This window comes from Pannonibacter carbonis, assembly GCF_003012935.1.
GTDB lineage: Bacteria > Pseudomonadota > Alphaproteobacteria > Rhizobiales > Stappiaceae > Pannonibacter > Pannonibacter carbonis.
On sequence record NZ_PUDR01000012.1, the window covers coordinates 84,004 to 107,711 of the forward strand.

Annotated in this window: 26 protein-coding genes; 9 read left to right on the forward strand and 17 right to left on the reverse strand. The window is 63.8% G+C overall.

The genetic code is table 11. The features are described 5' to 3' along the window. The first annotated feature begins 2 nt into the window (after positions 1–2). The gene (locus C8348_RS16645; protein ID WP_106754500.1) at positions 3–1,490 is read left to right on the forward strand and encodes a class I adenylate-forming enzyme family protein; all 1,488 of its coding nucleotides are present in this window, start codon (positions 3–5) and stop codon (positions 1,488–1,490) included. Positions 1,491–1,547: 57 nt separating this feature from the next. Further along, on the forward strand, positions 1,548–1,745 hold the full coding sequence (locus C8348_RS16650; RefSeq protein WP_106754501.1) for a hypothetical protein: 198 nt from the start codon (positions 1,548–1,550) through the stop codon (positions 1,743–1,745). 112 nt (positions 1,746–1,857) lie between these two features. Here C8348_RS16650 and ftsY read toward each other — a convergent pair whose 3' ends face one another. From ftsY to C8348_RS16675, 5 genes are all read right to left on the reverse strand, one after another. Further along, positions 1,858–3,054 (reverse strand): signal recognition particle-docking protein FtsY, encoded by a 1,197-nt coding sequence (ftsY, locus tag C8348_RS16655; RefSeq protein ID WP_106754502.1) that lies wholly within the window; start codon positions 3,052–3,054, stop codon positions 1,858–1,860. A 47-nt stretch (positions 3,055–3,101) separates the two neighbouring features. Continuing rightward, positions 3,102–4,370, reverse strand: coding sequence for a tRNA (N(6)-L-threonylcarbamoyladenosine(37)-C(2))-methylthiotransferase MtaB (gene mtaB / locus C8348_RS16660; RefSeq protein WP_106754503.1), 1,269 nt, complete (start codon positions 4,368–4,370; stop codon positions 3,102–3,104). After that, positions 4,367–5,278, reverse strand: a complete 912-nt coding sequence (dapF, locus tag C8348_RS16665) for a diaminopimelate epimerase (protein ID WP_106754504.1) — start codon at positions 5,276–5,278, stop codon at positions 4,367–4,369. The genes mtaB and dapF overlap by 4 nt, the downstream gene beginning before the upstream one ends. Positions 5,279–5,415: 137 nt before the next feature. Beyond that, positions 5,416–6,303 carry a KPN_02809 family neutral zinc metallopeptidase gene (ypfJ, locus tag C8348_RS16670; RefSeq protein ID WP_106754505.1) on the reverse strand — a complete coding sequence of 296 codons (888 nt, stop codon included), beginning with the start codon at positions 6,301–6,303 and terminating at the stop codon, positions 5,416–5,418. Positions 6,304–6,353: 50 nt separating this feature from the next. Beyond that, on the reverse strand, positions 6,354–6,905 hold the full coding sequence (locus C8348_RS16675) for a L,D-transpeptidase family protein (protein WP_106754506.1): 552 nt from the start codon (positions 6,903–6,905) through the stop codon (positions 6,354–6,356). Positions 6,906–7,062: 157 nt separating this feature from the next. On the opposite strand from C8348_RS16675, the gene C8348_RS16680 reads away from it, so the two are divergent. Beyond that, positions 7,063–7,746: a response regulator transcription factor gene (locus C8348_RS16680; RefSeq protein WP_106754574.1), complete on the forward strand. Its 684-nt coding sequence runs from the start codon at positions 7,063–7,065 to the stop codon at positions 7,744–7,746. Between the two features lie 26 nt (positions 7,747–7,772). After that, positions 7,773–8,276 carry a cyclic nucleotide-binding domain-containing protein gene (locus C8348_RS16685; protein WP_106754507.1) on the forward strand — a complete coding sequence of 168 codons (504 nt, stop codon included), beginning with the start codon at positions 7,773–7,775 and terminating at the stop codon, positions 8,274–8,276. A gap of 27 nt (positions 8,277–8,303) precedes the next feature. Here the strand turns inward: C8348_RS16685 and C8348_RS16690 are convergent, their stop codons facing one another. Then, positions 8,304–9,353, reverse strand: coding sequence for a DUF2125 domain-containing protein (locus C8348_RS16690; RefSeq protein ID WP_106754508.1), 1,050 nt, complete (start codon positions 9,351–9,353; stop codon positions 8,304–8,306). A 102-nt stretch (positions 9,354–9,455) separates the two neighbouring features. Here C8348_RS16690 and C8348_RS16695 point away from each other — a divergent pair, with 102 nt between their 5' ends. After that, positions 9,456–9,974 carry a gamma-glutamylcyclotransferase gene (locus tag C8348_RS16695; RefSeq protein ID WP_106754575.1) on the forward strand — a complete coding sequence of 173 codons (519 nt, stop codon included), beginning with the start codon at positions 9,456–9,458 and terminating at the stop codon, positions 9,972–9,974. Between the two features lie 18 nt (positions 9,975–9,992). On the opposite strand, the gene C8348_RS16700 is transcribed toward C8348_RS16695, so the two are convergent. The 4 genes from C8348_RS16700 to ftsE form a co-directional block, all read right to left on the reverse strand. Beyond that, complete coding sequence (locus C8348_RS16700) at positions 9,993–10,754, reverse strand: lysophospholipid acyltransferase family protein (RefSeq protein ID WP_106754509.1); 762 nt, start codon at positions 10,752–10,754, stop codon at positions 9,993–9,995. Positions 10,755–10,823: 69 nt separating this feature from the next. After that, on the reverse strand, positions 10,824–11,327 hold the full coding sequence (locus tag C8348_RS16705; RefSeq protein WP_208983797.1) for a YdcF family protein: 504 nt from the start codon (positions 11,325–11,327) through the stop codon (positions 10,824–10,826). A gap of 280 nt (positions 11,328–11,607) precedes the next feature. Further along, positions 11,608–12,618 (reverse strand): cell division protein FtsX, encoded by a 1,011-nt coding sequence (locus C8348_RS16710; RefSeq protein WP_108724198.1) that lies wholly within the window; start codon positions 12,616–12,618, stop codon positions 11,608–11,610. A 218-nt stretch (positions 12,619–12,836) separates the two neighbouring features. After that, positions 12,837–13,496, reverse strand: coding sequence for a cell division ATP-binding protein FtsE (gene ftsE, locus C8348_RS16715; RefSeq protein ID WP_106754511.1), 660 nt, complete (start codon positions 13,494–13,496; stop codon positions 12,837–12,839). A 184-nt stretch (positions 13,497–13,680) separates the two neighbouring features. Between ftsE and C8348_RS16720 the strand changes: the two genes are divergently transcribed. Genes C8348_RS16720 through C8348_RS16730 form a run of 3 tightly spaced genes read left to right on the forward strand, consistent with a single transcriptional unit; the run spans position 13,681 to position 15,769 of the window. Beyond that, positions 13,681–14,814 (forward strand): DUF3426 domain-containing protein, encoded by a 1,134-nt coding sequence (locus tag C8348_RS16720; protein ID WP_106754512.1) that lies wholly within the window; start codon positions 13,681–13,683, stop codon positions 14,812–14,814. Then, complete coding sequence (gene hpt / locus C8348_RS16725; RefSeq protein ID WP_106754513.1) at positions 14,811–15,371, forward strand: hypoxanthine phosphoribosyltransferase; 561 nt, start codon at positions 14,811–14,813, stop codon at positions 15,369–15,371. The genes C8348_RS16720 and hpt overlap by 4 nt, the downstream gene beginning before the upstream one ends. Positions 15,372–15,373: 2 nt before the next feature. Beyond that, on the forward strand, positions 15,374–15,769 hold the full coding sequence (locus C8348_RS16730) for a response regulator (protein ID WP_106754514.1): 396 nt from the start codon (positions 15,374–15,376) through the stop codon (positions 15,767–15,769). Positions 15,770–15,845: 76 nt separating this feature from the next. Here C8348_RS16730 and C8348_RS16735 read toward each other — a convergent pair whose 3' ends face one another. From C8348_RS16735 to argH, 4 genes are all read right to left on the reverse strand, one after another. Continuing rightward, complete coding sequence (locus C8348_RS16735; protein WP_106754515.1) at positions 15,846–18,416, reverse strand: TIGR02302 family protein; 2,571 nt, start codon at positions 18,414–18,416, stop codon at positions 15,846–15,848. Between the two features lie 102 nt (positions 18,417–18,518). Beyond that, positions 18,519–19,793, reverse strand: a complete 1,275-nt coding sequence (gene lysA, locus C8348_RS16740; RefSeq protein WP_106754516.1) for a diaminopimelate decarboxylase — start codon at positions 19,791–19,793, stop codon at positions 18,519–18,521. Positions 19,794–19,832: 39 nt separating this feature from the next. Further along, complete coding sequence (gene lptM, locus C8348_RS16745) at positions 19,833–20,057, reverse strand: LPS translocon maturation chaperone LptM (protein ID WP_106754517.1); 225 nt, start codon at positions 20,055–20,057, stop codon at positions 19,833–19,835. Between the two features lie 150 nt (positions 20,058–20,207). Further along, complete coding sequence (gene argH, locus C8348_RS16750; RefSeq protein ID WP_106754518.1) at positions 20,208–21,593, reverse strand: argininosuccinate lyase; 1,386 nt, start codon at positions 21,591–21,593, stop codon at positions 20,208–20,210. A gap of 57 nt (positions 21,594–21,650) precedes the next feature. Between argH and tlpA the strand changes: the two genes are divergently transcribed. Beyond that, positions 21,651–22,307, forward strand: a complete 657-nt coding sequence (tlpA, locus tag C8348_RS16755; protein WP_106754519.1) for a thiol:disulfide interchange protein TlpA — start codon at positions 21,651–21,653, stop codon at positions 22,305–22,307. 34 nt (positions 22,308–22,341) lie between these two features. On the opposite strand, the gene C8348_RS16760 is transcribed toward tlpA, so the two are convergent. From C8348_RS16760 to C8348_RS16770, 3 genes are all read right to left on the reverse strand, one after another. Beyond that, the gene (locus C8348_RS16760) at positions 22,342–22,554 is read right to left on the reverse strand and encodes a hypothetical protein (RefSeq protein WP_106754520.1); all 213 of its coding nucleotides are present in this window, start codon (positions 22,552–22,554) and stop codon (positions 22,342–22,344) included. A 62-nt stretch (positions 22,555–22,616) separates the two neighbouring features. Further along, positions 22,617–22,865, reverse strand: coding sequence for a hypothetical protein (locus C8348_RS16765; protein WP_106754521.1), 249 nt, complete (start codon positions 22,863–22,865; stop codon positions 22,617–22,619). Positions 22,866–23,193: 328 nt separating this feature from the next. Next, complete coding sequence (locus C8348_RS16770) at positions 23,194–23,577, reverse strand: hypothetical protein (protein ID WP_106754522.1); 384 nt, start codon at positions 23,575–23,577, stop codon at positions 23,194–23,196. Between the last annotated feature and the right edge of the window lie 131 nt (positions 23,578–23,708).

The window sequence follows — 23,708 nt, forward strand, 5'->3', positions numbered from 1 at the left end:
CAATGAACCTCGCCCGTTATTGCCTCACCAACGCCGCGCCGCCTGCCACGGATGTCGCGCTGGAGGTGGTGGGGCCAGCGGGTGTGCCACTCGAGACCTGGACCTATGGCCGTCTGGAAGACACGATCCTGCGTGTCGCCGGCGGCCTTCGTCGTCTCGGGCTGGCAGAGGGCGAGCGGATCCTGCTGCGCATCGGCCATTCCAGCGATTTTCCGCTCGTCTTCTTTGGCGCCATTGCCGGCGGCTTCGTGCCGGTACCGAGTTCCGCCCTGCTCACAGCGTCGGAATGCGACCTGATCCTTGCCGACAGCGGCGCGGTTTGCGTGCTGCATGACGGGGCGACAAGCCTGCCCGCCGAGCGCATCGGCGTCCGCTTTCTCGGGCCGGATGTGCTCGCAAATCTCAAGGCAGCGCCAGCCGGTGCCTATGCCGGGACGCAGCCGGATGATCCGGCCTTCCTGATCTACACATCCGGCACCTCCGGCTATCCCAAGGGCGTGCTGCATGCCCAGCGTGCCGCACTCGGGCGCCGCCCGATGGACCGTGGCTGGTATGGCATGACCCGCCACGACAGGCTGCTTCACGCCGGCGCCTTCAACTGGACCTACACGCTCGGCGTCGGCCTCATGGATCCCTGGGCCAATGGCGCCACAAGCATTGTCTATGACGGGCCGCGCGAGCCGGACGTCTGGCCCGGCGTTCTTGAGGGGAGCCGCGCCACGCTGTTTGCAGCCGTTCCAAGCCTCTACCGTCGCATGCTCAAATATGCCGATGTCACGCCCGCGTCTTTCCCGGCCCTGCGTCATGGCCTGACGGCCGGCGAGGCGCTGTCGGGTTCTCTGCACGCCGACTGGCATTTCCGCAGTGGCCGCCCACTCTACGAAGCGCTCGGCATGAGCGAGATCTCAACCTATATCTCCAGCGGACCTGAGGTCCCGACCCGGCCGGGCAGTCCGGGCAAGCCGCAGGAGGGCCGCCGTGTTGCCGTGCTGGCGGAGGAGGGAGACGACCGGCCCTTGGCTCACGGCACTGCGGGGCTTCTCGCCGTGCATCGCTCCGATCCCGGTTTGATGCTGCGCTATTTCGGCCGCGAAGCGGAGACTGCTGCGGCTTTCCGGGGCGACTGGTTCCTGACCGGTGACCGGGCGCGCTTCGATGCGGATGGCTATCTCTGGTACGAAGGCCGGGCCGACGATGTCATGAACGCCTTCGGTTATCGGGTGGCGCCTGAGGAAGTCGAGCGCGTTCTGGCCACCCATCCGGATGTTGCAGAGGTTGCAGTGACCACGGTTGCAGCGGGCAATGGCGTTGACCTGATCGCAGCCTTCATCGTCCTGCGGCAAGGCAGCGCAGCGGACGAGGCGGATATCGCCGCGATGGCCGCTGCCGGTCTGGCCGAATACAAGCGGCCAAAGCTGTATCGCTTCGTTGACGAGTTGCCGCGCACACCGTCCGGCAAGCTTCTGCGCCGCAGTCTGCAGAAGAGTTAACCGGGCGTTAACTCGATTGGTCGAAACTGATGCATCTCGCAACCACTCGGTGGTTTCATGGACAGTGTTTCGATTGCCACGTCGCTCGTCTCCGCGCAGCAGGCCCAGACCCGGGACCAGCTGCAGACGAAGATGACGAAGATGGCGCTTCAGTCAGATCAGGCCATTGTCGCCCTGCTTGACCAGGCCGCGCAAAGCGGTGCAGCTCGCTCCGCTCCCGCCGGCATGGGCGGCGCGGTTGATGTGACCGCCTGATCCTTTGTGATCCCCGCTGCCGACCCTCGTCCGGCAGCCGACTGAACCCGCGCTTTGCGCGGGTTTTTTCTTGCCGCTGATATTGTCCTGGTAGTGTCAGAGGCAAGCGACCTCAGGCCAGTCCGGCAATCGCCTCGGCAAAGTCGCGGGCCGAGAACGGTTCAAGATCGTCGATGCCTTCACCGACGCCAATGAAGTGTACCGGCATGCGGTGCTTGGCGGCGATGGCGACAAGGATGCCGCCGCGCGCGGTGCCGTCCAGCTTGGTCATGACCAGACCGGTGACGCCGGCGACCTTGCCGAAGATCTCCACCTGGTTCATGGCGTTCTGGCCGGTCGTGGCATCGAGGGTCAGAAGCACGTCATGCGGCGCGGTCGGATCGACCTTGCGGATGACGCGGATGACCTTTTCCAGCTCCGCCATCAGCTCGGCCTTGTTCTGAAGCCGGCCGGCGGTGTCGATCAGCAGCACGTCGACGTTCTTCTCCTTGGCCGCCTGCATGGCGTCAAAGGCAAGGCCGGCCGCGTCTGCTCCTGCATCCCGGGCAACGACTTCCGAGCCTGTGCGGCTGCCCCAGATCTTCAGCTGTTCGACAGCGGCGGCGCGGAACGTGTCGCCGGCGGCCAGCATCACCGTCTTGCCATCGGCGGCAAGGCGCGAGGCCAGCTTGCCGATGGTGGTCGTCTTGCCGGTGCCATTGACGCCGACCATCAGCACCACATGCGGACGGATACCCCGGTCGAGATCCAGCGGCCTGGCCACCGGAGCCAGAACCTTTTCGACCTCTTCGGCCAGAACGGCGCGGACTTCCTCCGGCGAGATTTCCTTGTCGAAGCGCCCGGACCCCAGCCGCTCGGTGATCGAGCTTGCGGTGTCGAGCCCGAGGTCTGCCTGCAGCAGGATGTCTTCCAGCTCGTCCAGCATCGACTGGTCGAGCTTGCGCTTGGTGAAGATCGAGGAAATGCCCTCGGTCAGCGCCGACGACGACCGTGCGAGACCCCGGCGCAGGCGCTGGAACCAGGTGAGCTTTTCCGCCGGTTGAGGCGTCTCGACCACAGGAGCTGGAACGGAAACCTTGGTAGGCGCAACCGGAGCGTCTCGCTCCGCCTCAGTCTGCGCAGGTTCACTTTGTTCGGCCGGCTCCGCGGCGTCGGGCTGCGGTTCTGGCAAGGTTTCTACAAGGGCGACCGGTTCGCTGACTGCTTCAAGATCGGCGGTCAAGACCTCGGCGGCATGCTCGACCTGGGCCTCGTCCGCATCCTTGCCACCGAACAGGCGGCCGAAAAACCCGCGCTTCTTCTCGCTCATCGTGTCGCGTCCTGCGTAATGGTGTCGGGTCCTGCGGCCTTCAGGTTTCAGGCAGCCTGGGAGACGAGCGCGCCGAGAAGATGGCGGCCGGTGTGTCCGGTGATCCGGGTCTGAAGGATCTGGCCGGCTTCGCCGCCTTCCACCTCGACCTGGGTGAATTGTTCAGTCCGGCCAAGGCCTTCGCGCTCCATCAGGATCGGCCGCAGACGGCCAACCTCGGCGCCCAGATGCGCCGCCAGCACGATCTCGCCCTTGGCACGCAGGTGCGCTGCGCGCTCCTTGACCAGAGCCTTTTCCAGCTGCGGCATGCGCGCGGCCGGTGTGCCCGGGCGCGGGGAGAAGGGGAAGACGTGCAGATGCGTCAGGCCGCATTCGTCGACGATCGCCAGCGTGTTGGCGAACATCTCTTCCGTCTCGGTCGGGAAGCCGGCGATGATGTCGGCGCCGAAGACCACATCCGGCCGCATCGCGCGGACGTCTTCGCAGAAGCGGATGCTGTCGGCGCGCAGGTGCCGCCGCTTCATGCGCTTCAGGATCATGTCGTCCCCGGCCTGCAGCGACAGGTGGAAATGCGGCATCAGCCGCTCGTCTTCGGCAATGACGCGCATCAGCTCCGGATCGGCCTCGATGGAATCGATGGAGGACAGGCGCAGGCGCTTCAGCTCCGGCACCAGCTTGAGGATCTTGGCGACCAGCGTGCCGAGCTTCGGCGTGCCCGGCAGGTCCGAGCCATAGGAGGTGATGTCGACGCCGGTGACGACGATCTCGTTGTAGCCATTCTCCACCAGCCGGCGGACCTGATCGACGACAACGCCCATCGGCACCGAGCGGGAATTGCCGCGGCCGAAGGGGATGATGCAGAAGGTGCAGCGGTGGTCGCAGCCGTTCTGCACCTGGACGAAGGCGCGGGCGCGGCCTTCCAGTCCGTCGATGAGATGGCTGGCGGTCTCGCGCACGCTCATGATGTCATTGACGCGGACCTTCTCGCTGGCATCCAGCCCGAACTGGGCGACGCGGCCATAGGAGGCGCGCTCCAGCTTTTCCGCGTTGCCGAGGACGAGATCAACCTCCGGCATTTCGGAGAATTTCGAGGTCTCGGTCTGGGCGGCGCAGCCGGTGACGATGATCTTGGCGTCCGGATTGTCGCGGCGCGCCTTGCGCACGGCCTGACGTGCCTGGCGCACGGCTTCCGACGTGACGGCACAGGTGTTGATCAGGATCGCGTCCTTGAGGCCGGCGGCTTCCGCCTCGCGCTTCATCACTTCCGACTCATAGGAATTGAGCCGGCAACCGAAGGTCACAACGTCGATGCTCACTGGGCAACCTCCAGCGAGGCTGCCTGCAGGTCCGCGTCGCCCGGCCCGGTCTTGACGAAGGTGAGGCTGTCAAAATCGACCTCTCCCTCGAATTCGACTTCGGTGGCACCGGTCATCAGGACGTGGTCGTCGCTCTCGCGCCAGGTGATCGAGATCGCGCCGCCCGGCAAGTGGATGACCGAGCTGCGGCCGGCACGACGATCACGCGCTGCAGCCACGGCGACGGCGCAGGCGGCGGTGCCGCAGGCCTTCGTCAGGCCCGCGCCACGTTCCCAGACCCGCACGCGGATCTGGTTCGGGGCAAAGATATGGGCGAGCGAGATGTTCGCTGCTTCCGGGAAGATCGGGTGGTTTTCGAGCAGCGGCCCGATGCGGCCGAGATCATAGGCGTCAACATCCTTGACCCAGAAGATCGCATGCGGATTGCCCATGCTGACGGCAGCCGGCGTGTGCAGGATCGGCGCGTCGATGGGGCCGATCTGCAGCTCGATCGCGCGGGTATCGGCAAACTCTTCCGCCAGCGGGATCTCGTTCCAGGCAAAGCGCGGTTTGCCCATGTCGACGGTGACGCTCAGCGGCGCTTCGGCCTTGCGGGCGATGAGCAGGCCGGCGCGGGTCTCGATGGACACGGCGTCCTTCTCCGTCTCCTCGATCAGCAGCCGGCCGATGCAGCGGGTGGCGTTGCCGCAGGCTGACACCTCGCTGCCATCGCAGTTGTGGATGCGCATGAAGACGTCAGCTCCGGACGGCGAGCGCTCGACCGTGATCATCTGGTCGAAGCCGATGCCGGTCTCGCGGTTGCCGAGCGCAGCGATGACGTCCGGCGTCAGGGCAAGTTTCTCCGTGCGGGCGTCCCACACGACGAAGTCATTGCCAAGGCCATTCATCTTCAAAAACGATCTGCGCATGTCGGATCCGCGGAGGGCTGAGGGGGTGTCAGGGGCAGTTTGCTGCCTGTATCTGGACTATATGGCGGAAAAGCTGTCAAAATACCAGCAGTCACCTTGTCCTATGGTTTCAGCCTGCCGCGGTTTGCCTGATGCCGTTACAGGCGGCGGGCGTTGAAGGTGTCGCAGCTGCCCATGTCGCCAGACGCGAAGCCCTCGCGGAACCAGCGCGCGCGCTGTGCCGAGGTGCCATGGTTGAAGCTTTCCGGCACCACATAGCCCTGGGCCTCGCGCTGCAGTGTGTCGTCGCCAATGCGGGAGGCGGCATTCAGCGCTTCCTCGACATCGCCGTCCTCGACAAAGCCCTGCTGACGGGCGGCGTGATGCGCCCAGACACCGGCAAGGCAGTCTGCCTGCAGTTCCACGCGCACGGACAGGGCATTGGCGTCCGCCTCGTTGAGGGACCGGCGGACGCGCTGGTATTCGGGCAGGATGCCAAGCACGTTCTGCACGTGGTGCCCGACTTCATGTGCCAGCACATAGGCCTGGGCAAAATCGCCCGGTGCGCCAAGCTCGCGCGACAGCTGGCGGTAAAATGACAGGTCGATGTAGATCTGCTGGTCAGCGCCACAATAGAACGGCCCGGTGGCGGAACTTGCCTGGCCGCAGGCCGAGGGTACGTAGTCGGTGAAAAGGACAAGACGCGGCTCGGGATAGTCGTGCCCTTCCGCCTGCATCAACTGCGTCCAGGTGTTTTCGGTGTCAGCCAGCACCACCGACACGAAACTTGCCAGTTCATCCTCGCCAGCCGGACGTGGGCCTGAGGTCTGCCGTGTCTCGACGGACTGCGACCCGCCCTCCATTGTCCCCAGCAGCTCGAGCGGATTGATGCCGGTGACCCAGGAAATCAGCAGGACGACGACAATGCCGCCGATGCCGAGACCGCCACCGGACTTCATGCCGCGACGGGGCGCGCGAAAGCCGCCACCGCCCGACCCGCGCCGGTCATCGACATTGCTGCTTTCCTGACGGCCTTTCCAGCGCATCCCGGTCTCCTTGAACCCTTTGTGGTTCTGCCGCCCACACTACAGCGTTTTCACAAGATCTCCATGACCGCGCCGGGCCGCAGCTGCGACAGGATCTGCCGCATGTGTCGCGGGCTGACCGCAACACAGCCGAGCGTCGGGCACCAGTCCTCGCGTGCGATATGAAAGAAAATGGCGCTGCCGCGACCGCGCATGGGGGGCGTCAGGTTGCAGTCAAGAACGACAACAATGTCGTAGAGCCTATCCTCACGCCACATTTTCTCGTGGCTGGCCGGGAAGGGCAGGGTGACCGGGCGGTTGTAGCGCGGGTGCTCGGGTTCGTCGCACCAGCCATCGTCCGGGTGGAGCGCGGCGACGGGCAGGCCCGTTGATGGCCGCCGGCCGCGATCAGCGCGGAAATAGACGTCCAGCACCTCGAACCTGCCGGCCGGTGTTGCCCCGTCGCCTTCGCGCTTGCGGCGTGTGATGCCACCACGCCCAAGGGCGCAGGGAAACACCAAATGTCCAAGCTGCAGCGTCCCGAGGCTGCGATGCCCTGGCCTTGCCCTGACCTGCAGCACCTGATGCTGCCCATTTGCTGGCCGGCTGCGATTGCCTGTCATGCGGATTTCACCCCTGGATAACCGGACCGTGAAGCAGATTTGACAAAGTGCCCTCTGACCGGTGATCGTTTTTTCTCGCGCAACATTGCGTAAGACTGCAATGTGCTGCAAGCCGGCCTATATGAGTGAGGCGGAAAAAACAGGCGAGGACAAGGACATGACGGCCCGTACCCTGCTGATCGTCGATGACGACAAGGACCTGCGCGAAGCACTCGTTGAGCAGTTGTCGCTCTATGACGAGTTTACCACGCTGCAGGCCGACACTGCCGCCGGAGGCATCGCCAAGGCAAAGTCCGAGCATGTCGACATGCTGCTGATGGACGTGGGGCTGCCAGACATCGACGGGCGCGAGGCAGTCAAGCTGTTGCGCAAGGCCGGGTTCAAGTCGCCGGTGATCATGCTGACGGGCCACGACACGGACAGCGACACGATCCTCGGCCTCGAGGCCGGCGCCAATGACTATGTTACCAAGCCGTTCAAGTTCGCGGTGCTGCTGGCCCGCGTGCGCGCCCATCTGCGCCAGCATGAACAGAGCGAGGATGCCGTCTTCGCCATCGGCCGCTTTTCCTTCCGCCCGGCGGCGAAGCTCATGCTCGACGAGCGTGGTTCCAAGGTGCGGCTGACGGAAAAAGAAACCTCGATCCTGAAGTATCTCTACCGGGCCGGTGAGAAGCCGGTGACCCGCGACGTGCTGCTGCACGAGGTCTGGGGCTACAACTCAGGTGTCACGACACACACGCTGGAGACCCACATTTACCGCCTCAGGCAGAAAATCGAGCGTGACCCCTCCAATGCAGAGCTTCTGGTGACAGAAGCCGGTGGATACAAGCTTGTGCCCTGAGGGGTTTGCGGCTTAACACTTGAGCCATGAGCCTTATTCAGGACATCGCGATTCTGCGCCAGATCCCCATGTTGTCGGATTTCTCCGACGACCAGTTGCGCCTGCTTGCCTTCAGCGCCGAAGCGATGGACATGATCTCCGGTTCCTTCCTCTTTGACGAGGGCGAGCGGGCCGACAGCGGCATCGTCATTGCCAAGGGCAATGTCAGCCTGCAGGTGCGCGGGCCGCACGGCTTCAAGGAAGTCGAAAGTGTCGGCCCCGGCGTCTTGCTGGGGGAAACCGCGATGCTGGTGGAGACCCGCCGTCCGGCCCGGGCTGTCTGCATCGGGCCGGTGCGCGTCATCCGCATCCGCCGGGCGCTGTTCAAGCGCATGATCCAGGAATTCCCGGAACTCGCCCGCCGTTTGTTCGAGGTTCACGCCTCGCGGTTCCAGGCGACTGTCGCAGCGCTCACGCCGATCGGTGACAAGATGCAGGAACTGAGCGACATCGCTGATGCTGCGCCTTTGCGCGGCAGCCGGGACGACTGAGCGCCCCGGTCTGTTGAGTTTCATATCTTATTGGTCGCCGTAGAGCGACTGCATCTGCGCCACCGGCAATATCCCGATCCTGGCCGTTCCACCAGAGAGCGTCAGTGTTGCATCAATGGCCGGCTTGCCCTCGTGCTCGGTCTTCTTGCCGAAACTGACCAACGCGCCCTGCAGGGCCTCCGGGAAGGGCGTTGCCGGCGGGAACAGCGGCGCGATCACCTGACCGGATTGCTCCGGCTCTATCGCGACTATCGGGAACTCGCCCGTCAAATAGCCGTCGCTCGGCAGCTTCAACGTGCCGGACGTGCTGAGCGACGCGTCGCCCGAGGCAAGTCGCAGTTGCGACAAGGAAATGGCCGGTACGCCGTCGGTGGCGGCAAACAGACCGAGCGGGATCGTCCCCGTCAGCAAGGGCGCGGCACCTGACACCGTGCCGACCAGCGCGCCGTCCGTGCCCGGGTGCGCCGGATCGCCGGTCTTGAGCCCTGTGAACGAGAAGGCGATGTCAAGGTTTGCCGGCTGGTCCGGCGCCGGCCGCAGATGCAGCTCGGCGGTGGCCATCGTCACCTCGCCCTGGGCCGGATTGTCGGACGAAAAAAGGCGCGGCGTCTCGATGACCGCATCAAGCTTGGTCAGTCCTTGCGTGTTGAAACGAACGCTCGAGCGGAGCGATCCCCATGTCGCCTCCTGGATGGGCGAATCACCGGCGCGGAAGGCGGCCATCGGGCTGTCCGCCTCGATGATTACGTGCATCGGATTGTAGACCAGCGCGACAGCGCGCAAGGTCGCCACCGAGAAGAACCCGCCGAACGGGTCGCGCAGGACGAAATCCTTGCATCTCAGTTCGAAGCGAAAGGGAAAGCCGCCAAGCTCGCGCTCAAAACAGGCGAGTTCCGCGCCGTTTTGCGCGGCCAGTTCCATGACCTTGCTGATCTCGGCATCAAGAAACCCGCGCGCCGTGTACCAGGCTGCACTCCACCCGCCAATGACCACTGCAACGGCCGTGGCGAGATAGGCGTATTTCCGGTTGGTCCGCTTCGGCCGGGGCGTTGCGGCCAGGGTCTTCTCAGTGGTCATTCATGTCCTCGTCCGCGCGGGTCAGTTTCCTGCAGCGATTGCAAGTTTGCCGCGCCATTGCTATTGCCGGCATATCCGCCGAAGCAGAGTTTCATGACCGATATGGGCGATTTGTGGGTGTTTGGCTACGGCTCCCTGATGTGGAAGCCGGGTTTCGAGTTCGAGGACAAGCGCCCTGCACTTTTGCACGGCGCGCATCGTTCGCTTTGCGTCTATTCCTGGGTGCACCGGGGTACGCAGGAACGTCCGGGTCTGGTGTTCGGGCTTGATCGTGGCGGCGCCTGCCGGGGCATGGCGTTCCGCGTGAAGGCCGATCGGGCCGAGGCGACCATCGCTTACCTGCGCGAGCGTGAGCAGGTGACCATGGTCTATCTGGAAGCCCATCGCCGGATTGCCTTTGCCGATGGCAGCACGACGACGGCCGTGACCTATGTGGTCAGCCGCTCGCATCCGCAATATGCTGGCATGCTGCCGCTGGATCGCCAGCTGGAACTGGTGCGGGGGGCTGTCGGCCAGTCCGGAGCCAACCCCGAATATGTGCTGAACACCGCAAGCCATCTCGGCGAGCTGGGTATCCACGACGCGCGCGTGACGTGGCTGGCGGACCGGCTCAAGGGCTGACAGCCGCACCCAGGCGCCTCAACGCGGGCTGATGTCCTTGAGAACCGGCGAGGGCGACGGTGCCCGCCGGGCCTCCTCGATCAGGCGGTCGGACGCCGTCTCGATGGTGTCGACGAGCTGACCGAAAAACACGTCAGCCGGCAAGCCTGCTTCAATCGGCGGCAGGAATTCCATGATGACGGTGCCGGGATAGATGAAGAAGCTCTGGCGCGGCCAGAACAGGCCGGCGTTCAGGGCCACCGGCAGAACGGGGCAATCCAGTTCGCGATAGAGATGCGAAATCCCGAACTTGTATCCGGGCTCTGCGCCGGCAGCGCGGCGGGTGCCTTCGGGAAAGATCAGGATCTGCCGGCCTTCGCTGACCGCTTCCTTTGCCGCTTCCATCATGGCCGCAAGAGCTGCAGCCCGCTTGCCCCGGTTGATCGGGATCTGCTTCATCTTGGCAGTGTACCAGCCAAAGATCGGGATCCAGCGCAGCTCCCGCTTAAGGATGTAGGTGGGATCGGGAAAATACGGGATCAGGGCGAAGGTTTCCCACACCGACTGGTGCTTGGACGCAACGATGAAGCCGCCTTGCGGGATATTCTCAAGCCCCCGGACTTCAAACCTGACGCCGGCAATCCAGCGCAGGAAGAACAGGTTGGCCCTGGCCCAGAACGGCACGACTATCCAGGCCCAGCGGCGCGGCGTGAGAAAGACGAAAGGCGCAAACACGACCATCATGATGAGCGTGCCCAGATAAAAGGCGATCTGGAAAAGCAGCGAGCGCAGGAACAGCATGGGTCTTGGAAGCCGGCCGATTGGAGGGACTGCGGTCCGGGCCGTTCTCGGGGGTGACGAAAGCGGAGACTAGTCCCCGTCCGGCAGACCGATGGTGCTGACCCGGGCCCGGGCGAGGGTATACTTCACAAACTCCCGCAAGAGAAGGCGGATTGTCTGCGGCCGCAGATACCAGTCTTCCAACTGCAGTTCCTCGGCCACCACCGGATAGGCGACAAGCTGCAATTCCGGCATGGCGGCCGATAGTTCCATGGTCGCTCGCGGCATGTGATAGGCGCTGGTGACCAGCATCAGCGAACTGAAGCCATGTTCCCTCGCCCACAGGGTGGTCTCGTTGGCGTTGCCGATGGTGTTCAACGCCTTGCGGTCAAGATCAACGCAGCAGGCAAACAGTTCCTTGTCCGTGGCGGTGCGGGCGCTGATCTGGCGCGCCGTGGTGCCGGGATAGACACCGGATATCAGCAGACGTTGCGCCCGCCGTTCGCCCAGTAGCGCCACGGCCTTTTCGATCCGCTCCTGTCCGCCGGTGAGGACGACAATGGCATCAGCACGCGGATCCTGAGGCGGACGCATGCGCGAAACCTCTGCGGTAAAAGAGAGAAAGGCGACGATCAGCCAGATCCCGGCTGCACTCACAAGACAACCTGCAATCCACCAGCGCTTCCGGAACCGGCGCGGGGTGTCCCCGTTTGCGCCAATACGCCGGGAAGACGCAGATCCCCCATGCCCTGTCCCGGCCACCGGGGCCTGCGGGAAGGACTGCGGATCGGCGTCTGGCCGCTGATCGTTGGTCACAAGCGTCATTCCTTGCAGATACTATCCGATTCGGCTGAATTTGGGGCGCTGCGCTTTGTCAGTCGATCCGGGCCAGCTGGGATTTTACTGCAAGACCCGAGGTGAGTGCAGTCAGCACTGCAACAAGAAATACAATCCCGATGACGCCAAGATAACCGGGCGTGCTGACCGCGACCGGGCCGAACAGCGCCGACATCTGGTCAGAGCCTGCAAGCCCCGCCGTTTGCCGGGTGAACATTTCCAGCAGCAGGAAGCAGAGACAGGCAAAGACTCCGCCGGCAATGCCGCCGCGCAGGCCGAGAACGAGAAAATGCCGCTGGAACTCGCGGGCGATGAAACTGTCCTCTGCGCCGACGAAATGCAGAACCGATACGACATCGCGGTTGCTGGCGACGGCAGCCCGGGTGGCAAAGACCACGCTAAGCACCATGGAAAACAGCACCAGTGCCAGAATGCCGAAGCCGCCGGCGACAACGGCCCCGGCCATGGCGGCGAGGCGCCTGGTCCAGACCGAGTGGTCATCAAGGCTGGCGCCGGTTACCTCCTGTTCGATGCGCTGCTTCAAACCAGGCAGGTCAAGCACTGAGGGATCATCCACCATCACCTGGACGAGGCGCGGCACGGGCAGGGTGTCGAGGTTCAGTCCGGACCCCAGCCAGGGCTGCAGCAGGGCCTTGGTTTCGTCATCCGAGAGGGCGCGGACGGTGCCGACGCCCTGGAATCGCTGCGTGATGGTCACAGCACTGTCGATCTGGCGCAACATGTCGACGCCATCGGCAGGGCGGATCTGAATGGTCACCTCGCGGACAAGATCATTGCTCCAGTCCTGCGCCGCGTCCCACACCACCGACACCGAGCCAACCGTCAGGCACGCAAGAAAACTCATGATCGCCACCACCAGCGTCAGCGCGCGGCCGGCCACCGATTGCGGCGGAACAATGGGTGCGTTGGGGCGCAGGCGCTCCGCGCCGGAGGCATGTGCCGTCCGCTTCAGGCGCTGCGGCAGACGCGGTTTGGGAATGCTCATCCGCGCGGCAAGGTCACCGGCGGTCCGGGCCGCTCCGGCCATCTTGCCGGATCCTGCGGATTTGCCAGGCGATGCCGGTGTCCTGGTCGGGGCTTTCGGTTTCGACCTCACCGTCTTTCCGGAAGCCCGGTCACTGCCCAACTCGACAGCCGGCGCGCGCGCGGATGCGTTCTGGCTCTCAGGTCCAGTCTCCATCCCGTCGTCTGGTGGTCGCTTCGGGGTCTTCGGGGCCATGGGCTCTCGGTCCGCTTTCACCGGCTTCAGTCAAACACGCTGAGGCGGCCGTCCGCCAGCACCATCCGCCGGGCCTCGACCTGTTCCAGCAAAGTGATGTCGTGGGTCGCAATCACCACCGAGGTCCCGAGCCGGTTCAGCTCGATGAACAGACGCAGCAGCCTCCGTGCCAGCGGCGGATCGACGTTGCCGGTCGGTTCATCCGCCAGCAACAGGTCCGGCCGGGTGATCAGGGCCCGCGCGATTGCGGCACGTTGCTTTTCTCCGCCCGACAGGACTGGTGGCAGCACGTGCATGCGCTCGCCAAGCCCGACCCATTTCAGCAGTTCGACCACGTCGGCCCGGTACTCGCTTTCGTCCTTGCCGAGCACCCGCAAGGGCAAGGCAACGTTCTCATAGGTTGTCAGATGATCAAGCAGGCGGAAGTCCTGGAACACGACGCCAACCCGGCGGCGCAGTTCCGGCAGTTCCTTCTTGTTGATCGTGGCCATGTCGCGGTTGAAGACATGGATCAGCCCGCGCGTCGGGCGCAGCGACATGAAAAGAAGGCGGATCAGGCTGGTCTTGCCGGCCCCGGACGGGCCGGTGAGGAACTGGAACGATTGCCGCTCGATGTTGAAGGTGACATCGCGCAGGATTTCCGGTCCCATGCCGTATCGCAGCCCGACATTCTCGAAACGGATCACGCAAAACCTCCGTGGACGGCGGTTACCCTACCCCCACCTTGTTAACGCTTCATTAAACATATGAATGTCCTCTTAACCAGACTGGGGATTTGCGCGCGACCTTTGATCCCCGCAAAACAACGCCGGACTGGTATCATCCGCGCCCGAAGCGGTGCACAGACCGTGGAGCGAGAGCAATCGTCCCATGAAGATCACCTGTCCGGACTGCGATACCTCCTATGAAATCAAGGCGGAGCTGGTTGGCACCGAAGGGCGGAGCGTCAAATGCGCCCGCTGCGGCAACCGCTGGTTCATCAGTCCCCGCAAGGAAACCCTCGTCGAGGCCAAGCCCGCTGTAGATCCCAAAGCCGCCGCCGCCCGCGCAAAGGCGGATGCCAAGGCCGCCGAGGTCGCGAAGGCATCGGATGAGGAGGATATCGACGAGGACGACTGGGGCCTTGACCCCAAGAAGGCCGAGAAGCCGAAGGATGATGACTGGGCCAGCGCCATGGACGAGGACGCTGAGGATCCCGATGCGTGGTCTGACCAGGAAAAGGAGACGGACGAACGCGCCAGGGCTGCAGCCCGTGCCAGGGAAGAGGCCGAGGCCGCAGCGATGGCTGAAGACGCCATCGAGGACGGAGACGATCCTTTCGCAGCCGACGCAGCATCAGAGGAAGACGGGCCGTCCGGCCGCTTCAACGGCTCTGGTGGACCCGGCTCTGAAAATGCTGCAGCGGAAAACGCGGACGATGACACGGACGACGGCAAACGTACCGTGGACATCGAGTCCCTCGCCAAGCGGAAGAAGATCAAGGTCAACCCGAACAAAATGAAGAAGCGGCGCGACTGGTCGAAGCTCCGCCGCTATATCAATGCCCAGACACTGCGCCGCGCTGGTGGCCTGATGATCCTGCTTCTGTCGCTGGGGATCGGCGCCTGGCTGTTCCTCAACCGCACGGCGGTGGTGCGGCAGGCGCCGGATCTTGCCAGTCTTTTTGAGTTCATCGGATACAAGGTGAACTTGCGCGGGCTCGAGTTCCGTGATTTGAGAACCTTCCGGGAAATTGAAGGGGGCGCTGCCGTCCTGGTGGTGGAGGGCACCATCCAGAACATCAGCAGCAGCCCTGTTGCCGTGCCCGCCGTGCGCCTTGCGCTGCGCGGTGAGGACCAGCAGGAGATTTACGCCTGGACCCTGGAGCCAAGGGCGATCGCGCTCGAGCCCCTGGCCAGCACCCGGTTTCGCACCCGGCTGGCGGATCCTCCGGAGACCGCAGCCGACATCCAGGTCCGGTTCATCGACCGGACCAGAAGACAGGCAACGCTTCAGACCCAATGACGCCACAGATCAACACCCTTTTCGACGAAGCGCAGATCGCGGACCGCGTCAGCACCCTGGCGCAGGAGATCGCGGCGGATGCGCCGCATCGCCTGCTCGTCGTCGCGGTCCTGAAGGGCAGCTTCATCTTTGCAGCCGACCTCGTGCGTGCCCTGCACCGCGTGGGGCAACAGCTCGAGATGGAGTTCATGCACCTGTCCAGCTATGGCGCGGGCACGACGAGCACTGAGCTCAAGGTGCTGCGTGATGTGGAAAGCGACGTCAGCGGACGCGACATCATCCTGGTCGACGATATTCTTGAATCCGGCCGCACGCTGTCCTTTGCCAAGGAACGGCTGCTGTCGCGGGGGGCCAGGTCGGTGAAGATTGCTGCCCTGCTCGACAAGCCGGAGCACAGAAAGGCCACGATCGAAGCCGACTACGTTGGTTTCGTCTGTCCGGACAAGTTCGTTGTGGGATTCGGCATGGACATGGGCCACGCCTGGCGGCAGTTGCCCTATATCGGTTATGTGGTCGTGGACGATGTGCCACGGCCGGACAAGGCTACGGGAGGGTGAGCATGGCCCGCATTCTTCTGACCGAGGATGACGAAGCCGTCCGCACATTCGTGAAACGGGCACTTGAGCTCGACGGACACGAGGTTCAGGCGGCAGAAGATGGCGGCGAGGCACTTGAGGTGCTGACCCGTGAAAATGGCCGTTTTGATCTCCTGCTCTCCGACATCAAGATGCCGGTGATGGATGGCATTGCCCTGGCGCTCGCCACGGCGCGCGACTGGCCGAGCCTGCCGATCCTGCTGATGACCGGCTTTGCCGACCAGCGAGAACGGGCCAATGGCCTAGATGCGCTGGTGCATGATGTCGTGACCAAACCGTTCTCGCTGGCCGATATCCGCCAGGCCGTCCGCGATGCCCTGACCGGCACCGTCCGTGAACCGAAGCGCCTGTCCGCCTGAGACAGACATCGATCTGAACGAAGAAAAAGGCGCGGTGTTCCGCGCCTTTTTCGTTTTCGATGGGGCCATTGCGGGTTCAGTAGTTCTTCAGGAGCCGTTCGAGATAATCCAGTTCGAGGCGCGGTCGTCCCGGATCAGAGAAGCGGCGGCGGAGTTCCTCGATGATCCGGCGGGCCCGCTGGACGTCGATCTCGTCGGGAACCTTCACCTGGCTACCCAGGTCCGGCCCTTCGGTGCGGCGCGGCCGGCCGAGTGGATCCTCGTTCAGCGGTGAGCGCTGGGCCATGCCCGGGCCCTCGCCCTGACCCATCATCTGTTCGCCGAGCTGCTGTGCGCCGCGGCGCAAGGCATCAAGCGCATTGCCCTGCTGGCCGGCTGCCTGTTCGCCTTCTCCCTGGCCTAGCGACTGCTGCGCCTGGCCCATGGCATCGCCGGCCTCTCCGAGACCGTCATTATCACCAAGACCGTTGCGGCCCATCTGGTCCATCAGCTGCTGCAGACGCTGCGCCAGATCGCCCTGTCCCTGCGCCAGCTGATCGAGCAATTCGCGCAGCTGTTCGGCGGTCATCGGCTGCTGGCCGCCTTCGCCCGGCTGCCCTTGTTCTCCGGGTTGACCAGGCTGACCCTGTTGGCCCTGTTGCTGCTGGCGTTGATCCCGGTTGAGGCGATTGGTCTGATCCATCAATTCCTGCTGCCGCTGGATCATTTCGCCGAGTTGGTTGAGCATCTCCATCATTTCGCTGGTGAGGCCATCCGGTGCCATCTGCGGCCGGCCGGTCTGGAGATTTTCCAGCATGCGCTGCATCTGGGCCAGCAGTTCACGCGCGGCATCCCGGGATCCGGTCTTTGCCAGTTCCTCTATGCGCTTCAGCATCTCTTCCAGATCCTGCGGCCGCATGGTCTGCTGGTTGGGATTGAAGGGCTGCATCGCCTGCGGATTCTGGCGCAGCTGCTCGGCCAACGCCTGCATATAGTCCTGCAGCGCCTTGCGCAGTTCATCCGTGAGACGGGCGATTTCCTCGTCGGACGCTCCCTCTTCCAGCGCCTTGCGCAGGTTCTCCTGCGCCTCGCGCAAGGCCCGTTCGGCCAGGGACAGATCCCCGTCCTCAATGGTCAGCGCCAGATCCCAGAGCAGCGGCAGCACCGCGAGAAGATCCTCGTCCGTCCGGGCCGCGACCAGATTTCGATAGGCAAACGTCAGTCCGAGATGCGCCTTCGGCCGTACCTCGAACACTTCCGGTGCCAGCAGCAGCACATCGAAGGCAATGATGACGCGGGAATGGGAATTGGCGTCGAGCGCAAGTTCGCGGCGCTGTTCAACCACAGCCCGGGCGAGCGGCTTGGAAAAATTCCGTTGCGGCAGTTTGAAGCGATGCGGCGTGGACTGTCCGGTTTGCGCGGCTTCATCGCGCGCAATCAGGGTCAGGTCCACCTCCGAGCCAGCCCAGGGATGCGAGGTCAGGTCGCGGATGGTCTCGGCGTTCTGCGTCGCCGCGCTGCGTGGCGGCAGTGCAAGGGGGAATTGCGGCGCCTCGACCAGCGGGCGCGGATTGGCTGAGCTTTCGCCCTCTGGTTTCGGGGCCGGGGCAATGGCTGCCTCCGCCGACAGGACGCGGTAGTCGTCCATGGCCAGGTAGCTGAGTTTCAGCGCGCCGCTGAGCTGGGTCTCGGGATCATCCAGCAGGCGAATGGTGGGGGGCGCATCCGGCTCCACTTCGAACAGCCAGCCTGCGATTTTGCCGCCGTCTGTGGCCAGATCGACGGGGCCGGTCTCTGTGAGGACCAGACGCGTCTCGAAAATCCCGTCGGGCGTGGCTGTAGTCGCTGCCGTGTCACCAGAGGTCTTGTCTGTCGCTGGCTTGGCAACCGGCGCGGTCACGGTGAACCCTGTATGGCCCTGGGCCCTGATGATCAGTTCGCTGCCCGCCGGCACGCGGATCGGGGCCAGGGGATCGCGCAGGACCGCTGTTTCACCGGTGAGATAGACGGGAGGCCGGCCGGTATAGACCGGCGGCGTCACCCAGACATCGAGCCGGGTGGCGATTTCAATGGTCTGGAGCGGTGCCCGAAACGCCGAGGCAAGCCGATCCATCCGGTCACCCGAGGCGACGGCCGCACCGACGATCAGGCTGAGGAAGGCAACGACGCGCAGCGCATAAGGATCGCGGCGAAAAGCCTCGGGATGGGCAAAGCCGGCGCGCAGGTTGCGTAGCGCCTCGGCCATGCGCTGCTTGTGCAGCTGCCACAGGGCCAGTGTCACCGGATCCGAGGATGGGGCCGGAAGATCATCAATCAGCGCGGTCAGGGGGCGATGATCGTGACCGCTGGAGAGCTCCACGCGGTGGAGGGTTTCAGCTGCGGACGGCAGGCGCACTCTCGCAAGGCCGCGCAGGCTGACCAGAAACAAGATCGCGAAAGCAATAACGCCAACGACCCGAGCCCAGCCCGGCAGCAGCAACCAGAGGCCGAGCCAGGACACGCCCACGAAGAGAGTCGCGACAATCAGCGGCTGATACAGCTCAGGCCAAAGCCGCTCCCACAACAGCGCGAGACGACTGCGCCCGAGAACAGTTCTCAAGCGACGTTCCGCCTCGGCCTTGCCGGGCACCTGATCAGCGGCCGATGCCGCCCTGTCTGTCTGCGCCAAGCTCCAAGCCTCCGCGAACCGCCAGTCCAGCCCTGATCTCAAGGTGAGGCAAGAGACCGGTTCCGGCAAGCTGTCGAAACCACCAAATACGGGGGCAGGCGGTCACGCTTTGGAGAGCCACTCCGGCACATGGTCAAGGTCGATCATGTCCTGATAGCTGGGACGTGCCCGGACAACGGCATAATCAGAGCCGTTTACAAGCACTTCCGGGATCAGGCGGCGGGTGTTGTAGGTCGAGGCCTGCACCGCGCCATAGGCGCCGGCAGAGTAGACGGCCATCAGGTCACCGGCGGCTACCGACGGGATATCACGGGACAGAGCCAAGTAATCACCGGTCTCGCAAACCGGTCCGACTACATCGGCGATGATTCGCTGCGCGTCCAACGGGGCTTCAACCACCGGTCCGACCTCGTGATACGCTTCGTAAAGCGTCGGGCGGATCAGGTCATTCATCGCCGCATCGACAATGACGAAGGTCTTGCCCTCGCCTTCCTTCACGTAGACCACTTCGGTGACGAGGATCCCGGCGTTGCCGGCAATCAGGCGGCCCGGTTCGAAGATGATGCGGCAGTCCAGTTCGCGCACATGATGCTTGACCACCTCGGCATAGGCATCTGGATGCGGCGGCGGGGTGTTGTTGGTGATATAGGGAATGCCAAGCCCACCACCCAGATCGACATGCTCGATGTGGTGCCCGTCGGCGCGCAGGTCGCGGATCAGGTCCCCCAGACGCGAGAAAGCTGCATCAAACGGGGCAAGCTCGGTGATCTGCGAGCCGATATGCATGTCGATGCCGGACACCTCGATGTTCGGCAGCTTGGCAGCTTCGGCATAGACTTCCCGGGCGCGCTTCCACGGGATGCCGAACTTGTTTTCGGACTTGCCCGTGGAGATCTTGGCGTGGGTCTTGGCGTCGACATCCGGGTTGATGCGGATGGAGACGCGGGCCGTCTTGCCCATCGACTGGGCGACAGCGGACAGCTGCCAGAGTTCCGGCTCCGATTCGACATTGAAGCAGAGGATGTCTTCAGACAGGCCGAGAGCCTGTTCGGACCGGGTCTTGCCGACGCCCGAGAACATGATCCGCTCACCCGGGACCCCGGCGGCGCGCGCGCGGCGCAGCTCACCCTCGGACACGACATCCATGCCGGCGCCAAGCTGCGCCAGCGTGGTCAGCACGGCCTGGTTCGAGTTGGCCTTCATCGCGTAGCAGACCAGCGCGGGAATATCGCCAAAGGCCGACGAGAAGACGTTGTAGTGACGGGTAAGGGTCGCGGTGGAATAGCAATAGAACGGCGTGCCGACCGCACGGGCGATCTCGGTCACATCGACGTCCTCGGCATGAAGCATGCCGTTTTTGTAGGCGAAATGATGCACGGCGGAAAACCCTGACCTGAGGCGCCCGGATAAGCGCGATTACTGGATGAGTGCGTCGAGAATAAACCGTTCGTTCATCGGCTTTGCCTCGGTCGCCGCACTTGCGGACGGCATGGCCGTCGATACGCTGTTGACCTGTTGTGGCGCCGGAGCTGTTGCTGCGCCGGGCGGTTCAAGTGGCCCGCGGCGGCCGCATCCGGCAATCCCGAGAGCCACGCAAAGACCAAGGGCCAGCACGGCCCGATGACGGGAAGTGAACTTCATTCCGGCTGAACCCCTGTTCGCGGCACGGCGATGCCTCAACATGCCGCTCACTCCTCGCATGACCCACGGCTTCGGGCAAGGGCGGATGCGCCTTGCCTTGCGACCCGCGCAAGGTTGATCGCCCGGCGCAAGCCGGGCGGTGCATTTACATCAGGCCTTGCCGAGGCTCTTCAGCCAGCGGCGGGCCTGCTTGCGCACATTGGCCGGTGCGGTGCCGCCGTAGCTGGTGCGGCTCTTCACCGACTTGTCGACGGTGAGCACGGCATAGACCTCCCGCGTGATGCGCGGCTCGATCTCCTGCATCACGGCAAGCGGCACCTTGTCGAGGTCGATGCCCTCGGTCACCGCGTAGCCGACGATCTTGCCCGTGACATGATGGGCATCGCGGAACGGCATGCCGAGCACCCGGACCAGCCAGTCCGCCAGATCGGTCGCCGTCGCATAGCCGGCACCTGCCGACTTTTTCAAGCGCTTCACCTGAGGTTCCATGTCCCGCACCATGCCGGTCATGGCGGCCAGCGCCAGCGACAGGGAGGGCAGGGCGTCGAAGGCCTGTTCCTTGTCTTCCTGCATGTCCTTGGAATAGGCCAGCGGCAGGCCCTTCATCATGACGAGCAGCGCAACCATGCCGCCATAGATACGGCCCGTCTTGGCGCGCACCAGTTCGGCGGCGTCCGGGTTTTTCTTCTGCGGCATGATCGACGAGCCGGTCGAGAACTTGTCAGACAGCTTGATGAAACCGAACTGGGCCGAGCACCACAGCACGATTTCTTCGGCAAAGCGCGACAGGTGCATCGAGCAGATCGACGCGGCGGCCAGTGCCTCGATCACGAAATCACGATCGGAGACGCCATCGAGCGAATTGGCCATCGGGCGGTCAAAACCGAGCGCCTTGGCTGTCATCATCCGGTCGATCGGAAACGAAGTGCCGGCCAGCGCGGCCGAGCCGAGCGGGCATTCGTTCATGCGCTTGCGCGCATCCGCAAAGCGGCTGCGATCGCGGGCAAACATCTCGACATAGGCCATCATGTGATGGCCGAAGGTCACTGGCTGGGCCGATTGCAGGTGGGTAAAGCCCGGCATGACGTCGCCTGCATGCTGCTCAGCCTTTTCGGCGAGCGCCACCAGCAGGTCGGCGATCTGGCCATCCAGCGTGTCCAGCGTGTCACGCACCCAGAGCCGGAAATCGGTCGCGACCTGGTCATTACGCGAACGGGCCGTGTGCAGGCGTCCGGCGGGCGCGCCGATCAGCTCCGCCAGCCGCGCCTCGATGTTCATGTGAATGTCTTCGAGGGCGCGGGAGAAGGTGAACTTGCCAGCTTCGATCTCTGACAGGATCGTGTCGAGACCGTGAGCAATTTTCTCGGCATCCTCGCCAGCGACGATCTGTTGCGCTGCCAACATGCGGACATGGGCTTTGGAACCCTCGATGTCCTGTCTATATAGCTTCTGGTCGAAGCCGATGGACGCGTTGATCTCTTCCATGATCGCGTCCGGGCCTTCGGCGAACCGGCCGCCCCACATGCGGTTGCTCATTGGATTGTCCCTTGGTAGACGCCCCCGGACGAGGTGCTGTTGGCAGGTGAAAACAACATGACGACGCCGAATGAACTGCGGGCAAGGTCCGCCAGGCCCATCGTGCTTGCCGGTGTTGCCGGCATTCTGGCCGTCATCGGGGCGGTATACGTGATTGGCCTGCCCGGTGGCAACTCGCCAGCCGGGGAAAGCTGCAAGGCGAGCCTTGAAACGGCGGCAGGGCTCAAGGAACTGGCTAAGGGGGAAGTCGCTGCTTTCCTGACGGCGCAGAAGCCGCTGTCGCTCGTCGATCTGAGTTTTGCTGCGCCGGACGGATCGAAGATCTCGATTGGCGACATGAAGGGCAAGACGCTGCTGGTCAACCTGTGGGCGACATGGTGCGCCCCGTGCCGCAAGGAAATGCCGGCGCTCGATGAACTGCAGAAAGAAATGGGTGGTGCCGATTTCGAGGTTGTGGCGGTCAATCTGGATCGCGGCGGTCCGGACAAGCCGAAAGCCTTCCTGGAAGAAATCGGCGTGACCAACCTTGCCTATTATTCCGACGCCACGAACAAGGTCTTCAACGACCTGCGGACCAAGGCCCGCGCGACGGGCTTGCCGACCACCCTGCTCGTCAGCCCGGAGGGCTGCGAGTTGGGAACACTGTACGGGCCAGCTGAATGGGCCTCGCCCGACGCAAAGGCTCTGATTACCGCCGCCCAGCCGAAAGGTTGAGCGCGGCAATGCTATGTTCGGTCAGGCGACCGGATCAGGCCGTGATGTCGACGGCATTGCCAAGGCCCGGGATCTTGCGGGCTTCGCGGCGCTCTGCCTCCTGCGGCACGGCCGTCCGTTCGGTCTCTGTCCGCTCCTTACGCTCCTGGGCCTGGGTCTCGCGAGCCTGGGCCGCCTGAGCAATCTGATCGTTGCGACGGCTGGGAGCCGACAGATCCGCAGATGCTGTGCCTGAAATTGCGGTCATGGCCTGGTCCTTTCATCACCGGCTGATGCAGGCGCGGGACTGCGCCTGCCAGTCAGCAGTCGTCAGATAGAGATATCGACACGTCCGCCGAGCCCGTTGGCTCTGGCTTTGTTGTCAATGCGTTCAGCGTTCAGCTGCAGTTCTTCGGCCCTGTTGGCCTTGATCTCTGCCTGCTGGCGCACGGCATCCGCCTGGGCGGCTGACCGGTTCTGGTTGATTTGTTCGAGCCGGGCATTGCGCCGCTCGACGAGACTTCGATCGGCATCAAGCGCTGCAGGAGCGCCGGTGCGATAGGTTGTGATTTCCGCCATTCTGGCCTCCTTCTCTCCAGATGTTTTGGAAAGGTTCCCTATTAGATAGGTGAAGCCAGATGAAAATGTGTAAACGCTGAGATTATTCCAAACTGTATGGTTTTAAATTCCAAAATTTACTTAAGGTAATTGAGTCAAATTTGAATCAAATTGCCTTCTCCTGCTGCTTGAATGCTTGCAAGTTTTGCATTGACGTTTCGTCGGAAAGGGGCGTCGCCAGCGTCCCGAGTTGGGAAAACAAAAGGCAAGGCGGTTAAAGTGGCCCGCACCAGCGGCCAGTGTTTGCTGAAAGCTCGCTGTCCGGTATCAGGGGCGGGGCGTGTCGTTCTTATGTCGCCAGATTGATGGCGTGGGACTCGATGCGGCCGCCATGGTCTTCATAGGCATGGCGCACCACGTCTGCCGGGCGCTTGTCGGTAGGGATACGCGCGGTCACAAGGGCATTTCGGGTGATGGCTTGTCCAAGTGCCGCGTCTGCCGTGGCCTTGTAGGCGGCTACCCCGTCCAGTTCGTGATGTTCGATGTGATGGGTGTCGAGAACCACTGCCGGTTCCTCGAGTTCAACCACGAAGCCCGGTGCCGGCTGGTCATGGCCGCGCGAGCCGGAGCCCTGACCGCCGGGTTGTTCCCGGTCGCGGCGGTTCTGCTCGCTGTATTCTGTCGTCGGGGCGATGCCCTGTGACGCCAGTACCCGGTCCAGACCTGTTGCCATTGTGGCCTCCTGGCCCTGTTCGATCCCTTGCGGTTTCACCGGGCCTTCTGGCCCGGCTTGCGCCGGCGGTCTGCCGGGTATCCGGGCGATCCGTCGATGCACGACCGAATCATGTCAACAAAGCATTAACA